Here is a 14,329-nt window from a genome sequence, read left to right as displayed (position 1 = left end):
GTTAACGCAAAAATAATTTGGGCTATATAACGTTTGTACATATTTCTAACTTTTCTTTCTCTGGATCGCGATATTCGAATCGCTTCAGTCTTGATACAATGGGCCGTCTATAACAAATAACGGAACTTACGGTTACATACATTACTATGGACGGTAAGTTGTTGCTTTATTGTACGCATAAAGCCTCCAATTGAATACTAGTATGAATCAGCCAACATCACTCTATCTTGCTTCTTTATTGGAAGTAGAGTGGCAAAACCCCGAAGAATTCGAATTTCCAAATGAATTTGCCAAGCATTGGCTTGAAGAGCAAGGGTCTTTGTCACGTCGTTTAAAACAGCACTGCCAAGCGTTAACGGTAGAATTGCTACAAAATCAGATCGTCACTGCAGCGACATTAAAACAGGACGAAAGCCAGTTATTGTCCGAACAAGATTGCTTACTGAGAGAGGTAATTTTGTGCGGTGACAATAATAACTGGGTTATTGGGCGGACATTGATTCCTCGTTCAACCTTAGTTGATCAGCAGTATGATTTGGCTCAACAAGGGGATATCCCATTAGGACTAACTGTGTTTAGCGCAGATAACGTTGAGCGGGACTCTTTGCAAATGGGATGGGTAGCCGTACCAGAAGGACGTTTGTTAGCACGACGCTCAAGGTTGTGGATGAATCACAAACCGATGCTAGTCGCCGAGTTATTCTTATCTAATTCACCAGTTTACGCTAAGGAGACAGTGTAAATGTCCGCAGAAAAAGCCAAAGCATATTGGCAACTGATGCGCATGGATCGCCCGATTGGTTCACTGTTACTGATGTGGCCAACGATTTGGGCGCTAATTATCTCAGCCCAAGGGATGCCAAGTTGGGATGTATTCATCGTGTTTGTATTGGGTGTTTTCCTAATGCGTAGTGCGGGGTGCGTGATTAATGATTTTGCAGATCGCAAAGTCGACGGCCATGTAAAGCGTACTAAGCAACGTCCACTGCCATCAGGGAAAGTGACAGCAAAAGAAGCGATTGGATTATTTTTGGTTTTGGGTATCAGCTCGTTTTTGTTAGTGCTGACCATGAACCCGCTGACGATTCAGCTATCCTTCGCTGGCATTGTGTTGGCGTTCATCTATCCATTTATGAAGCGTTACACTCATATTCCACAGCTATTTTTAGGCTTGGCTTTTAGCTGGGCGATTCCAATGGCGTGGGCTGCACAAACTGGGGAATTACCATTGATTGTTTGGTTTTTGTTCCTCATTAACGCTTTGTGGACCATTGCGTACGACACTCAATATGCGATGGTAGACCGAGATGATGATCTAAAGATTGGCATTAAATCGACGGCAATTCTGTTTGGTCGTCATGACAAGCTTATTATTGGTGTGTTGCAACTGATTACACTCGCGATGTTGGTTTGGTTAGGGCAGTTCTACCAATTGGGACAAAGTTACTACTGGACCCTTTTGATTGCAGCGTCGTTGTTTGTTTATCAGCAGCACTTAATTCGTCACCGTGAGCGTGAGTTGTGCTTTAAGGCTTTCCTTAACAACAATTATGTTGGCATGGTGATAGCGATAGGGTTACTGGTCGCATTTTGGTAAGCGAAGAAATAGAAAAAGGCATCCGATTGGATGCCTTTTTTCTTATTGGACGAAGGTAAAACGGTTACGACCGAAGTTGGTGAATACTCTCTTCGATCGTCAGTTTCACTTCTGGATAAAGCAGAGTGAACAGTAGTCGTGCAAATTGCTGCGTTTTCTTCGTGTCACAGTTACCATCGTTATCGAGGTATTTTTGCTGTTTGAGCGTATTGAACATCGCGGTAAACACACCTTTATCGAAGAATTCTGGCGCATTAATACCGTGCAAACGCCCTAGGCGCTGAGCAATATCTTGGCTCTTCTGCTCTAGGTCCGATTTACCGAGTTCAGGGTAAGCAACAAGCAAGTTCATCGCGATAGAGTAGCGTTGCAGCGTTTCAGTTATCGTGCGACCTAACAGAACCAAAGGCTGGTTGTTCGACTGATTGATCTCTAGCTTATCACCATCCAGACTAATCATTTTCTGATCGGCAAATTCATGCAGTGTTTTAACGACCAATTCATCTAACTCGTCTTCTTGGTAACTTAAGAACAGCTCTTTCTTCAAGAATGGGTAGATTTGCGCGACATTCGCTTGAATCTTGGCTACCGAAAGGTTGCGCTGACGAATGAGCATTTGGGCAATTAATGACGGCAGAGCGAACAAGTGAATGATGTTGTTGCGATAGTAAGTCATCAGGATCGATTGGCTACGGTCCAGCGAAATGATGTCACCCATGCTATCGGTTTCAATCACGAACTTATCAAGCGAAATTGCATGATCGACCAACTCCTCAGCACTTTCGGTAGGGATAGTGGAGGTGCTTGAGTACGGATTATTTTTGAGTAGCTTTAAGTAACACTCGATCTGATTGATCAGCGAGTCACGAGAAAGTGCACGTTGACGAGAAGCAAGCAGTGCGGTTGCACACAAGGTCAACGCGTTTGCTGCCGCCGCATCATTGATGTGCGTCATCATCTTATTAGCAAGGTCGTTGACCACAGGATTCATCCATTGTGGTTTGTTACCACCCATGCTGTCGATGTCTTTCGTCCACTCAGGAGCATGCTCGTTCAAGTATTGGTTGAGCTGAATTGGCTCACCGAAGTTCACATAGCCCAAACCAAAGTTACGCAGTTTACGCAGAGTACGCAGTACAAGCCCTGCGTTTTCTTTCTCTTTGCGTTTGCCACGCAGCTCTTTCGCGTAAGTGCCCACTTCCATTACGTGCTCGTAGCCGATGTAGACCGGCACTAGTGTTACTGGGCGGTTTAGACCACGTAGCATTGCTTGGATGGTCATAGCCAGCATACCCGTTTTCGCTTGCAGTAAGCGACCTGTACGTGAACGACCACCCTCACTGAAGTACTCGACTGAATAGCCTTTGGCAAACAGCTCAGCTAGATACTCACGGAAAATGGTTGAGTACAGTTTGTTGCCTTTAAAACTACGACGAATAAAGAACGCCCCACCACGACGGAAAAGCGGACCGGCCGGGAAGAAGTTCAAGTTAATGCCTGCCGCAATGTGCGGAGGCACCATGCCTTCATGGTATAAAACATAAGACAACAGCAGGTAGTCCATGTGACTACGGTGACACGGAACGTACACAATTTCGTGGCCGTCTTGCGCTAAACGACGCACAGTCGAGGCGTTATTGATGTGCAAACCTTGGTATAGTTTTGTCCATAACCAACTCAGGATGCGGTCGCCGTTTTTCACTAGACTGTAGGAGAAGTCGGCGGCAATTTCATCCATGATGTCGTGGGCTTCTTTACGTGCCTTATCAATCGAGATGTTTTTGATCTTGGCTTCGTCAGCAATCGCCAGTTCAATAGCTGGAGATTTTAGTAAACGAGCAAACAACACTTGGCGTTGTGGCAGGTTTGGGCCTGAAGCAGCCAGTTTCTGGCGTGAGAAGTGGATACGCGCCACGCGAGCCAGTTTGTGCGCAATTGCGCTGTCGGTACCGTGAGAGTCTGCCATATAACGCAGAGATACCACGGGACTAAAGCGAACTAAGCAGTCGCGTCCCGCCGCCATTACTGCTTTGGCTTTTTGCGGACCATTCATCGGTTGAAGGTAAGGCTTTTGGTTCTCTTCTTTACCTGGCTTACGACCCCAAAGCACGGTTGCAGGGATCATTTGAACATCCAACTCACTATCCAGCTTGTGCAGTTCCAGTAAGTCAGTGAACAGAGAAACAGAATCGGTTGGGACATCATTATCGTTGTTCATCACAGTTGGACGCGCAGCGATAAAGACGAAACGGTTCAGCGTTTTGCCATTGATTTCCAGCGGGCTGAGCGGGTCGGGTAGACCAAGGCTCATGGCTTGTTTTTGCAGTGTCAGCAAATCCACGTTCGAGCGGAACGGCAGGGCATATACAATCGGTTTAGTTAGGTCGATGTTCAGATCTTCAATCGGGTTCGACGGGATTGTGGTGCCCTTTACCAGTACCGATAAAGGTAGTTTTAGTAATGAACGTGAAAATGATTGTCCAGAAGACATAAAGTTCACAGCCTCAATAGGTATTCAAACAGGCCTAACCTTATTTCAGTTTCCGCTTTGCATGTCTTCTCTATAAAAAGAGATGAGTACGGCAATAGAAATAAGCCTAGGCGATAAAATTTAAGCGCTGCAAGGATACCAGAAACTGGTCAAACCTTTTAATTTTATTGGCTGTAAATTAGTCGAACCCCTAAGTTATTGCTTTGACTTGATTAACTGAAAAGTCGGTGTTTTAAACGAATAAAGAATGAACTTAATCGGTAAGCTGAAAGCTCTCCACAAATAAATTAAAAAACAACCAATTGGGTTTTCATTTGAGCATTTACTGGATATACTCACAGTTAACTGTATAAAAAGACAGGTGAGACATGAAGCCGTTAACGCCACGCCAACAACAAGTCTTCGATTTGATTAAAAGTAAAATCGATGACACCGGAATGCCACCAACTCGTGCAGAGATTGCGCGTGAGCTTGGCTTCCGCTCTGCGAATGCCGCAGAGGAACACCTAAAAGCGCTTGCTCGTAAGCAAGCAATTGAAATTATTCCAGGCGCTTCTCGTGGGATTCGTATCCTGCTTGAAGACGCAGCCAATGATGAGCAGGGTTTGCCATTGATTGGTCAAGTTGCAGCGGGTGAGCCAATTCTGGCTCAAGAGCACGTAGAGGCGCACTACCAAGTCGATCCTGCGATGTTCAAACCGCAAGCGGATTTCTTACTTCGTGTAAATGGCGAGAGTATGAAAGACATCGGGATTATGGATGGCGATCTGCTCGCGGTGCATAAAACCCAAGACGTGAGAGACGGTCAAGTTGTCGTTGCGCGTGTTGATGATGATGTGACTGTGAAGCGTTTGGAGCGCAAAGGTTCAACCATATTACTGCATGCTGAGAATGAAGAGTTTGCCCCAATCCAAGTGGACTTAACGTCTCAGCACCTTACGATTGAAGGCTTAGCCGTTGGTATTATTCGCAATACCGATTGGATGTAAGTGTGTTTAAGCAGCCCAGTTCATCTGGGCTGCTTTGTCTTTTCTCTTTTTCTACTTCCTCCAAAAGCTTGCTCATCATCTTGACCTTGTTTGTTTAGACCAATTTATAAGCTTGATAATGTAATTGATATTCATTATCATCTTTATTAATGTCTATGTTTTCTCTCTGGCGCAGGAAATGCCCATGTCTCAGTCTAAACATCAAGTTCCTAACCATTTATTAAAGCCACTGTTATTGCGTAGCCGTGAAAGCATGGTCGACAATGGCTTGGTGTACGATCCGATAGCTGCTAAAGCGTGTTTGAGCTGTAAGATGGCGCCGGATTGTTTGAGTGGTGATATTGCGCAGAAGCAATTGCTGCACGTGACGCTGACTCAGCTTTGTGACCAGCAGGTTAGTCACTTCTTACAGCAGTATCCCGATGCTTGGATAATCAATGTCGGAGCGGGGTTGGATACCCGCTTTTATCGTTTGGATAATGGACGCTGCCATTGGATAGAGCTGGATGTGACGGAAAATTTGGTATGGCGTCAGCGCTTGTTCCACAAAAATGAACGCTATGAACATCGCTGTGGCAGTGTGGATGAAATGTCGTGGCTAGAGACGTTAGCTATTCCAGAGCAAGCACCGGTACTCATTTTATGTGAAATGGCACTGCTCGATTGCACAGAGCGTCAAGTCGCGAAATTTATTCAAACCTTAGGTCGACATTTTGTTTCTGCTGAACTGTGTATGGTGCTGGCAGGAGATTTAACGGAAACCAAGTGGGGGAAAAAGCTTGGCTCTGATCGTTATGCTCATGGCTTTGAAGCGCCTGCAGCACAGATATTGCAATGGTTACCATGGGCACAATGGGCGAAAGCTTTCTCGCCATTCGATAGATTCTGTTCTCGTTGGAAAGCTTGGCAGCGTTGGCTTAATAAGATTCCAATGTTGAAGCATCGCCTCACGCCAGTCCTCGTTCACATCAAGTGGTAATTGGCTAGTCGTTAAGCGCTCAGGTACACTCGTCGATCTTACTGATGAGGTGCCTGTGACAAATTCAATCTTCTCTCCTTTATCTAACCCAAAAGTTCATCGCCAAGTCTTAGCTTTAGCGATACCTATGGTGCTGTCGAATATTACTGTCCCATTGCTCGGTTTGGTCGATGCTGCGGTGATTGGTCATCTAGACCACGCTTGGTATTTGGGTGGTGTTGCGTTGGGCAGCACCATGATCAGCGTGACGTTTTGGCTGCTTGGTTTTTTGCGTATGTCGACTACTGGGTTGGCGGCGCAGTCCTTTGGCGGTGAAGACCGAAAGCAACTTGCCTTGGTGTTTATGCAAGGCTCACTTATGGCGCTGCTGTTTGCGTTAGTCTTCCTTATTGCCCATAACCCGATTGCTGATTTGATCTTTGGCTGGAGTGACGCCAGCGCAGAGGTAAAACACTACGGCATGCAATATTTCTCTATCCGTGTGTGGAGTGCCCCCGCAGCGCTAATGAACTTTGTGTTGTTGGGGTGGCTGCTCGGAACGCAAAATTCCAAAGCACCAATGTGGATGGTGATCATCACCAACGTGACTAATATTGCCCTCGATTTGTTGTTTGTGATTGGTTTGGGGTGGAAAGTAGAAGGCGCTGCGCTGGCATCAGTGATTGCTGACTACTCAGGCATGGGTTTTGGTCTCATGTGTGTCTGGAAAACCTGGCGAGAGAGACAATTACCATCACCTCAAAAGTTGCTAGCCAGCACTCAACACGGTTTAGGGCGCTTCGTGAAATTGAATCGCGATATTTTCTTGCGCTCTTTGTGTCTGCAAGCGGCTTTTAGCTTTATGACGTTCCAAGGTGCGAGCTTTGGTGATGAGGTTGTCGCTGCAAATGCGGTTCTGATGAGCTTCCTGATGATTATCTCGTATGGCATGGATGGCTTTGCTTACGCAATGGAGGCCATGGTCGGGAAGGCGATTGGTGCCAAAGATAGGCAACAATTGAGTGCATCGCTTGTCGGCACTTTCTTTTGGAGTTTGGTTATTTGCTTAGGACTGACCGCGCTCTTTGGTTTGGTGGGATCGCAGTTGATCGCCATGATCACTTCAATTGAGACGGTACAACAGCAAGCAGCGGTGTATCTACCTTGGCTGGTGGTGATGCCACTTGCGTCGATGTGGTGCTTTCTATTGGATGGCATTTTTGTCGGTGCAACCAAAGGCAAAGACTTGCGCAATAGTATGTTTGTCGCGACCAGCAGTTTCTTTGTTGTCTTTTACTTGTTCGCCGAGTGGGAAAATCACGCGCTGTGGTTTGCAATGACGAGCTTTATGTTGATGCGGGGTATTGGTTTAGGGGGTATCTTTCTCTACCAATGGCACAAGGATACCTTCCTAACATAATGTTGATATAAAAACAGCAGGTCCAAGCCTGCTGTTTTTCTGTCTGCTATCAAGAAGCATAGATTAGAACAAGCGGTTCAAACCATTCAACGCAGCGACACGATACGCTTCGGCCATTGTTGGATAGTTGAAGGTGGTATTGACGAAATACTCGATGGTATTCGCTGAGCCTTTTTGCTCCATAATGGCTTGACCGATGTGGATAATTTCCGCGGCACGTTCGCCAAAACAGTGAATCCCTAAAATTTCTTTGGTTTCACGATGGAACAATATCTTCAAGCTACCGATGTCTTTTCCTGCGATCTGTGCACGAGCTAGATGCTTGAACGAAGAGCGTCCTACTTCATACGGTACTTTCGCAGCTGTTAGCTCTTGCTCGGTTTTACCCACAGAGCTAATCTCTGGGATGGTGTAGATACCCGTTGGAATATCATCAATCAGATAGTTTTCTGCCTGACCTTTCGTAATGGCTTGTGCGACAAATCGCCCTTGGTCATAAGCGGCGCTTGCAAGGCTAGGGTAACCGATGACATCGCCTACAGCGTAAATGTGTTCAATATCGGTTTGGTAGTTACGGTTTACTTTTAGTTGTCCGCGAGAGTCCGCTTCCAGACCCACTGCACCCAAATTCAACTTATCGGTGTTACCTGTTCGACCATTCGCATACAACAAGCAGTCAGCCTTCATCTTCTTGCCAGATTGTAGGTGAATAATCACACCATCTTCTGTGCCTTCGATTTTTTCATAGGTCTCATCATTACGAATTACCACACCGCTGTTCCAGAAGTGGTAAGACAGCGCATCTGACACTTCGTTATCCAAAAACTCCAACAAGCGGTCGCGGGTATTGATAAGGTCGGTTTTCACTCCAAGGCCGCGGAAGATAGAAGCGTATTCACAACCGATAACGCCCGCACCGTAAATGATGATATGGCGAGGGTCGTGTTTCAGGCTCAAAATGGAATCACTGTCGTAGATGCGCTCATGCAAGAAATCTACGTCGTTAGGCTGATACGGGCGAGAACCCGTCGCGATGACAAACTTATCCGCAGAATAGATTTCTTCTGTACCGTCGCTTTGCATCACTGCAATTGAGTAGTTATCGATAAATCGCGCGGTTCCGAACAAAAGTGTGCATGAGTTACGGTCATAAAAGCCCTGACGAAGTCGAGTTTGCTTATCAATGACCGATTTAGCATGACCTAAAATGTCAGAAAATGTTGCATGAACGCTGGTGTTGTTTCGACAAAATAGCGGGTTGCTATTAAATTCGATGATGCGGCTAACGGCATGACGCAGTGCTTTTGATGGAATGGTACCCCAGTGAGTACAACCGCCGCCGACACTGCTTTCTTTCTCGACAATGGCAACATTCAGTCCCGCTTTGGTTAATCCCATTGCAGCCCCTTCTCCGCCAGGGCCACTACCGATTACGATCACGTCATAGTGATTAACATGCGCCATGATGCCTTCCTTGTTATATTTGCTTAACATTGCTTTAGCGCGATTTTAACTCATTTACTCTATTGGCACACGTAATGCCTGTTAGAGAGTGGAAGTGATCACGCAGAATCGAACAAAAGGATGATTTGGTATGTTGTATGTCTATAAATTGCATCGAGAACATTGCAATTAGATGCATGCCAATAGTAACGTTCTCCGCGCTCAGAGCGAGCGAAGCAACATATCTTTCTCCGTAGGAGCAAATTGCGTTATATTGAGGCTCTTGTACCCTACAGAAAAAGAGCAAGTTAAGAATGAAATCGATGGGAATCCGCGCACAGCAAAAAGAGAAGACACGTCGATCATTGATCGATGCGGCATTTAGTCAATTAAGTGCGGATCGCAGCTTTTCCAGCCTTAGCTTGCGAGAAGTCGCCCGAGAGGCAGGGATTGCACCGACTTCTTTTTACCGTCACTTCAAAGATATGGATGAGCTAGGCTTAACCATGGTTGATGAAGGCGGTTTGCTACTACGCCAACTGATGCGTCAGGCGCGTCAACGTATTGTGAAAGAAGGTAGCGTAATTCGTACCTCGGTCGAAACCTTTATGGAATTCATTGAAAGTAGTCCGAACGTTTTTCGTTTGTTGTTGCGTGAGCGCTCCGGCACTTCTGCTGAATTTCGTACCGCTGTTGCTCGAGAAATCCAGCATTTTGCGGCAGAATTAACCGAGTATTTAATGAGCACCGGCGTGACCAGAGAAGAGGCGTATACTCAAGCAGAAGCGTCTGTGACTTTGGTTTTCAGTTCGGGAGCTGAAGCTTTAGATTTAGATCGACGTGAGCGCGATGAACTCGCCGAGCGATTGATCATGCAATTGCGAATGATAGCCAAAGGGGCCTATTGGTATCGCAAAGAACGTGAACGTAACCGATTAAAAGGCGGGATAGAATAATGTCGAATGGAAATAAATCTGAAAAGAAAACGCTGATTTTGGCACTGGTTGCAGGTATGTGTGGTGATGCTTTGTTGTCATGGTTGACCATGAGTGAAGTGTCTTTTTCAATCTTCCCATTGATTGCACTCGTACTGGCTGTACAAGCTCTTTACCAAGAGTACCTAAATAATCCGGTATCAGAAGATATCCCATTAGTTGGCTTGGCGTGCTTCTTCGTAGGTGCGTTTGGTCACTCTGCGTTTATTAAAGCGCAATACCCAGAAGCAGGCTCAAACTTCTTCGCGATCATGGTTTCAATGATCTTACTCGCATGGATTGGTAAGAAGCTAGGTTTTGTCAGCAAGAAGACTTCTGCGGAATAAGCAAACGAATCAAATTAAAAAGCGAGCCATTGAGCTCGCTTTTTTTGTATTTGACGCGGTGGGTTACGCTTTGCGTTCCAATAGCACGCCCGCTTCCATGTGGTGGGTATAAGGGAATTGGTCAAACAGAGCAAAACGCGTTACGTTGTGTGTTTCGCATAGAGTGTCCAAGTTCTCTTTTAGAGTCTCAGGGTTACAAGAGATGTACATGATGCGCTCGTAACCTTGCACCATTTTACAAGTATCGACATCCATCCCAGCACGTGGTGGGTCGACAAAAATCGTATTGCAGTTGTAGCTCTTCAGATCTACACCTGCATCTTGTAGACGACGGAATTCACGCTTACCTTCGATCGCTTGAGTAAATTCCTCTGCTGATAGACGTAAGATTTGTACGTTATCAATCTTATTGGCAGCGATGTTGTACTGTGCAGATACCACAGATGGCTTCGCTAGCTCAGTTGCCAGTACGCGGTCGAAATTCTGTGCCAACGCCAGCGAGAAGTTACCGTTACCACAGTAAAGTTCTAGTAGGTCACCAGTGCTTTCTTGGGTACAGTCGACAGCCCATTCCAGCATCTTCTCTGCGACTTTGCCGTTCGGCTGAGTGAAGCTGTTCTCTACTTGTTGGTAGATGTAGCTTTGACCATTTACATCGAGCTTCTCGATCACGTAGTCGCGGTCTAGGACAATCTTCATCTTACGAGCACGACCAATGATGTTTAGATTGAAGCCTTCATCATTTAAACGCTGTTTAAGGGCTTTCGCGTTTTCAATCCACTCTTCATCAAGTTGGCGATGGTAAAGGAGTGAAACCAGAATCTCACCACTTAGCGTCGATAGGAAATCCACTTGGAACAGTTTACGACGTAGTGAGTCGTTGTCTTTCATCGCTTCAACCAATAGCGGCATCAGGTCGTTGATCAGACGGCTTGCTGCAGGGAATTGGTCAACACGGTACTTCTCACGAGTTTCTTGGTTGAACATGATGTAGTAAAGATCTTCGCCTTCATGCCAAACACGGAACTCAGCACGCATGCGGTAGTGCTGCTCTGGTGATTCAAACACTTCCAGTTCTGGCATGTTGTATGGCGCGAACATATCCGTGAGACGTTCGACTTTTTCAGCCAGTTGTTCTTGGTAGCGTTGTGGGTTTACATCAAGAGTAGCCATGATCTTACCTTTTATGGTGCATTCAATTTAAGAGCGCAGATTTTATTCAATCTCAATAGGATGTCCAGTTTTGTACTGGAATTGATTTAAAGATAGTGCGTACAGGCAGAGTAGAAAGCAAAATCAATCAAAACGTTACAACTTTTAAGGGCAATATTGGCTGGACAAATAATCAATAGCTGAATAATATTTGCCTCAAGTTGGTGCTATCTAGCAATCTAGATGGCTGAAATGGGAATCTGGTGTGAATCCAGAACTGACGCGCAGCGGTAAAAGAGAACGAACGCTCATCAGACACTGCATTAGTTTATGTGGGAAGTCGAGCAAGTAGGCGGTACACCCGTGCTCTTGAGTCCGAATACCTGCCAACAACTGAGCCACAGCACTGGACTGTCATGATGACAGGGCTCGGAAGGAATTACGCGATTTAGGACAATACAATGAGAAAATCCGCACTGGCGATAACTTTGGCATCGCTGCTTTCACCTGTCTCTTATCTACAGGCCCAAGAAACCTCCACTGACGAAACCATCGTTGTTACTGCAAACCGTTTTGAGCAAGCCGAAAGCCGTACGTTGGCAGATGTCGAAGTAGTTACTCGACAAGACATCGATCGCATTCAAGCGAAAACCCTACCAGATGTATTGCGTCGCCTTACGGGGATTCAAGTTTCACAAAATGGTGGTCGTGGTCAGTTAGCGTCTTTATTTGTTCGTGGAACCAGTTCCGACCAAGTTTTAGTACTGGTTGATGGCGTACGTTTTGCACGAGCAGCGAAGGGCGCTGTGGACTTTAACCAAATCCCACTTACTTACGTTCAACGTATTGAGTACGTACGTGGTGCGCGTGCGTCACTTTATGGCTCAGAAGCGATTGGTGGCGTGATCAATATCATCACCATTGCGCGTGCTGACGAAGAAGGAACGAAGTTAAGTGCGGGTTTAGGTAGTTTAGATTATCAAGAATTGAGTGTGGCATCTGGTATTAAAGTCACAGAGAGCGGCCAGCTAAATATCGCGCTTGGTAGTGAAAGTGATGATGGTTATAACGTTCGTCCTGTACCGGGAGTTAATGACGGTGATCGCCATGGCTTTGATACAAAGAATGGTCTGCTAGGTTACGTGCATAACTTCAATGACCAGTGGTCTGCATTTGGTAACCTACGTGCTTACGAAAATGTTTATCAATATGACAGCAGCTACGGCAGTCGCGGTTACTACGAAGCAGAAAAAGACGCTCTTTCTGTCACTCTGGGCGGTAAGTATCAGTCTGATAATGTGATGTCAGAACTACAAGTAACGGCACAGAAACAGAAGTCTTGGAACTATGAGCAAGCAAAAGGCAAACACTCAGGTACTGAAGATGAACTTGAGCAGCAAAATGTCCAGTGGACCAACAGTTACTTGCTAAACAACAATACGACGTTGGCTGGTGGTATTGATTGGCGCAACGAGTCTTATAAAGACAAGAGTGCGAATAAAACGTTTGATCGTACCAATGGCGCTCTGTTTGGTATGGCAACCACCAGTATTGATAAAGCAATGCTCGAGGGCAGTGCTCGCCTTGATGATAACGAAGAATACGGTAGTGAGTTCACTTACAGTTTAGCGGCTGGTTACCAGTTTGTACCAGAGTTTGGGGTTAAAGCCTCTTTTGGTACTGCGTTTAAGGCTCCAAACCTATATCAACAGTATGACCCAACATACGGTGAGAAAGATCTGAAGCCGGAAGAGTCAGATGCTTGGGAGTTAGCATTCAGCGGTGATGTCCAAGGCGTTTTTTGGTCCGTAACGGGTTATGACTATAAAATCACGAATCTTATCGATTACCATCCAACCACATACAAATATTTGAATGTCGATGGTGAAACACATATCCAAGGTGTGGAGCTTGTTGCTGAGTTTGATACAGGGATTGTGCAGCACCAGTTGAGTGCAGATTACAAAGATGCTGAAGACGATAAAGAGCATCAGTTGCAGCGCCGCGCTAAAGAAATGTATAAGTGGAATGCTTTAGTGAGCTTCGATAAAGTGGATTGGTCGGTTAGCTATCAGTACGTCGGTAAGCGTCCAGATGTGGATTACAGCACTTGGCCTTCACAAGATATTACGCTTTCTTCTTACTCGTTGGTTGATACGGCGGTGACTTACTATCCGAATGAGTCGACCTCTATTAGCGCTCGTATCGATAATCTACTTGATGAAGAGTATGAGATGGCAAAAGGTTACCCTGCTGCAGAGCGAGCGTACTATCTCAACGTTGGCTACGGATTCTAATCGTGAATGAGCACAAACCGCCTTCGGGCGGTTTTTAATATTTTGTGGTGGAAAATCGAATGAAGAAACCCAAGCGAGTGGTGATCAGTTGGTCCAGCGGTAAAGATTCGACATTAACGCTTGAGCGCCTTAACGAGAATCCAAATTATCAAGTTGTCGGTTTGTACACGACTTACGTAGGGAAAGAAGTCCCTTTTCAAGCAACTCCGCTTGAGGTTGTACAAATGCAAGCAGACTTACTTGCGCTTCCGCTCATTACTATCGAACTGCCTGAAGTCTTTCCGAGTAACGACATTTATCAATCAACCATCGTTAATGCATTACAAAGTAGTGGGCTGAACGTAGAAGCTGTCGCTTTTGGCGATATGTTCTGCAATGGTATTGCCGATTATCGTCGTAGCTACATTGAGCCAGCAGGATGGGAATGTGTCTTTCCTCTCTTAGGGGAGAATAGTTTGAGCTTAGCGATGGAAGTCATAGAGCGTGGTATTCAAGCTATGTTGATCACCATAGACGGAAGTGTTCTCTCTCCAGAATGGTGTGGTCGTTGGTATGACCAAGTATTAATCGAGTCATTACCACGTCATATTGATCCATGTGGAGAAAATGGTGAGTTCCACACATTGGTGACATCAACCCCATCATTTCAAGGACATATAGA

At 45.7% G+C, this 14,329-nt stretch carries 12 protein-coding genes and 1 riboswitch; of the genes, 9 read left to right on the top strand and 3 right to left on the bottom strand.

What is annotated here, in order from left to right; all coding sequences use genetic code 11:
* The first annotated feature begins 202 nt into the window (after positions 1 to 202).
* Complete coding sequence (locus R7O13_RS23300) at positions 203 to 742, top strand: chorismate lyase (RefSeq protein WP_005378686.1); 540 nt, start codon at positions 203 to 205, stop codon at positions 740 to 742.
* Positions 743 to 1,597, top strand: a complete 855-nt coding sequence (ubiA, locus tag R7O13_RS23295; protein ID WP_005378684.1) for a 4-hydroxybenzoate octaprenyltransferase — start codon at positions 743 to 745, stop codon at positions 1,595 to 1,597.
* Positions 1,598 to 1,661: 64 nt separating this feature from the next.
* On the opposite strand, the gene plsB is transcribed toward ubiA, so the two are convergent.
* Positions 1,662 to 4,088 (bottom strand): glycerol-3-phosphate 1-O-acyltransferase PlsB, encoded by a 2,427-nt coding sequence (gene plsB, locus R7O13_RS23290; RefSeq protein ID WP_005389683.1) that lies wholly within the window; start codon positions 4,086 to 4,088, stop codon positions 1,662 to 1,664.
* A 368-nt stretch (positions 4,089 to 4,456) separates the two neighbouring features.
* Here plsB and lexA point away from each other — a divergent pair, with 368 nt between their 5' ends.
* The 3 genes from lexA to dinF all read left to right on the top strand — a co-directional run bounded on the left by lexA (position 4,457) and on the right by dinF (position 7,455).
* Positions 4,457 to 5,077: a transcriptional repressor LexA gene (lexA, locus tag R7O13_RS23285; protein ID WP_005378682.1), complete on the top strand. Its 621-nt coding sequence runs from the start codon at positions 4,457 to 4,459 to the stop codon at positions 5,075 to 5,077.
* 184 nt (positions 5,078 to 5,261) lie between these two features.
* Positions 5,262 to 6,056, top strand: a complete 795-nt coding sequence (locus tag R7O13_RS23280) for a class I SAM-dependent methyltransferase (protein ID WP_025768172.1) — start codon at positions 5,262 to 5,264, stop codon at positions 6,054 to 6,056.
* A gap of 55 nt (positions 6,057 to 6,111) precedes the next feature.
* Positions 6,112 to 7,455, top strand: a complete 1,344-nt coding sequence (gene dinF / locus R7O13_RS23275; protein WP_318304771.1) for an MATE family efflux transporter DinF — start codon at positions 6,112 to 6,114, stop codon at positions 7,453 to 7,455.
* Positions 7,456 to 7,518: 63 nt separating this feature from the next.
* Here the strand turns inward: dinF and sthA are convergent, their stop codons facing one another.
* On the bottom strand, positions 7,519 to 8,949 hold the full coding sequence (gene sthA / locus R7O13_RS23270) for a Si-specific NAD(P)(+) transhydrogenase (protein ID WP_005389689.1): 1,431 nt from the start codon (positions 8,947 to 8,949) through the stop codon (positions 7,519 to 7,521).
* Positions 8,950 to 9,212: 263 nt separating this feature from the next.
* Between sthA and fabR the strand changes: the two genes are divergently transcribed.
* Both fabR and R7O13_RS23260 read left to right on the top strand, forming a co-directional pair.
* The gene (gene fabR, locus R7O13_RS23265) at positions 9,213 to 9,854 is read left to right on the top strand and encodes an HTH-type transcriptional repressor FabR (RefSeq protein ID WP_005378632.1); all 642 of its coding nucleotides are present in this window, start codon (positions 9,213 to 9,215) and stop codon (positions 9,852 to 9,854) included.
* Positions 9,854 to 10,219, top strand: coding sequence for a YijD family membrane protein (locus tag R7O13_RS23260; protein ID WP_005378634.1), 366 nt, complete (start codon positions 9,854 to 9,856; stop codon positions 10,217 to 10,219). The genes fabR and R7O13_RS23260 overlap by 1 nt, the downstream gene beginning before the upstream one ends.
* Before the next feature lie 63 nt (positions 10,220 to 10,282).
* On the opposite strand, the gene trmA is transcribed toward R7O13_RS23260, so the two are convergent.
* Positions 10,283 to 11,392 carry a tRNA (uridine(54)-C5)-methyltransferase TrmA gene (trmA, locus tag R7O13_RS23255; protein WP_025768174.1) on the bottom strand — a complete coding sequence of 370 codons (1,110 nt, stop codon included), beginning with the start codon at positions 11,390 to 11,392 and terminating at the stop codon, positions 10,283 to 10,285.
* 184 nt (positions 11,393 to 11,576) lie between these two features.
* Positions 11,577 to 11,777, top strand: a riboswitch (cobalamin riboswitch).
* Between the two features lie 55 nt (positions 11,778 to 11,832).
* Here trmA and btuB point away from each other — a divergent pair.
* Positions 11,833 to 13,668 (top strand): TonB-dependent vitamin B12 receptor, encoded by a 1,836-nt coding sequence (gene btuB, locus R7O13_RS23250; protein ID WP_318304770.1) that lies wholly within the window; start codon positions 11,833 to 11,835, stop codon positions 13,666 to 13,668.
* Between the two features lie 59 nt (positions 13,669 to 13,727).
* Positions 13,728 to 14,329 (top strand): ATPase (locus tag R7O13_RS23245; RefSeq protein ID WP_318304769.1); only part of this gene is annotated, 602 nt, incomplete at its 3' end.

This window comes from Vibrio sp. Y176 (assembly GCF_033438945.1).
Note: the sequence above shows the minus strand (reverse complement) of the source record. Positions and strands in the feature narration are given on the sequence as shown.

Coding starts and splice junctions, on each gene's coding strand:
- R7O13_RS23300 (WP_005378686.1), top strand. CDS start 203: ATGAATCAGCCAACATCACTCTATCTTGCTTCTTTATTGGAAGTAGAG.
- ubiA (WP_005378684.1), top strand. CDS start 743: ATGTCCGCAGAAAAAGCCAAAGCATATTGGCAACTGATGCGCATGGAT.
- plsB (WP_005389683.1), bottom strand. CDS start 4,088: ATGTCTTCTGGACAATCATTTTCACGTTCATTACTAAAACTACCTTTA.
- lexA (WP_005378682.1), top strand. CDS start 4,457: ATGAAGCCGTTAACGCCACGCCAACAACAAGTCTTCGATTTGATTAAA.
- R7O13_RS23280 (WP_025768172.1), top strand. CDS start 5,262: ATGTCTCAGTCTAAACATCAAGTTCCTAACCATTTATTAAAGCCACTG.
- sthA (WP_005389689.1), bottom strand. CDS start 8,949: ATGTTAAGCAAATATAACAAGGAAGGCATCATGGCGCATGTTAATCAC.
- fabR (WP_005378632.1), top strand. CDS start 9,213: ATGAAATCGATGGGAATCCGCGCACAGCAAAAAGAGAAGACACGTCGA.
- R7O13_RS23260 (WP_005378634.1), top strand. CDS start 9,854: ATGTCGAATGGAAATAAATCTGAAAAGAAAACGCTGATTTTGGCACTG.
- trmA (WP_025768174.1), bottom strand. CDS start 11,392: ATGGCTACTCTTGATGTAAACCCACAACGCTACCAAGAACAACTGGCT.
- btuB (WP_318304770.1), top strand. CDS start 11,833: ATGAGAAAATCCGCACTGGCGATAACTTTGGCATCGCTGCTTTCACCT.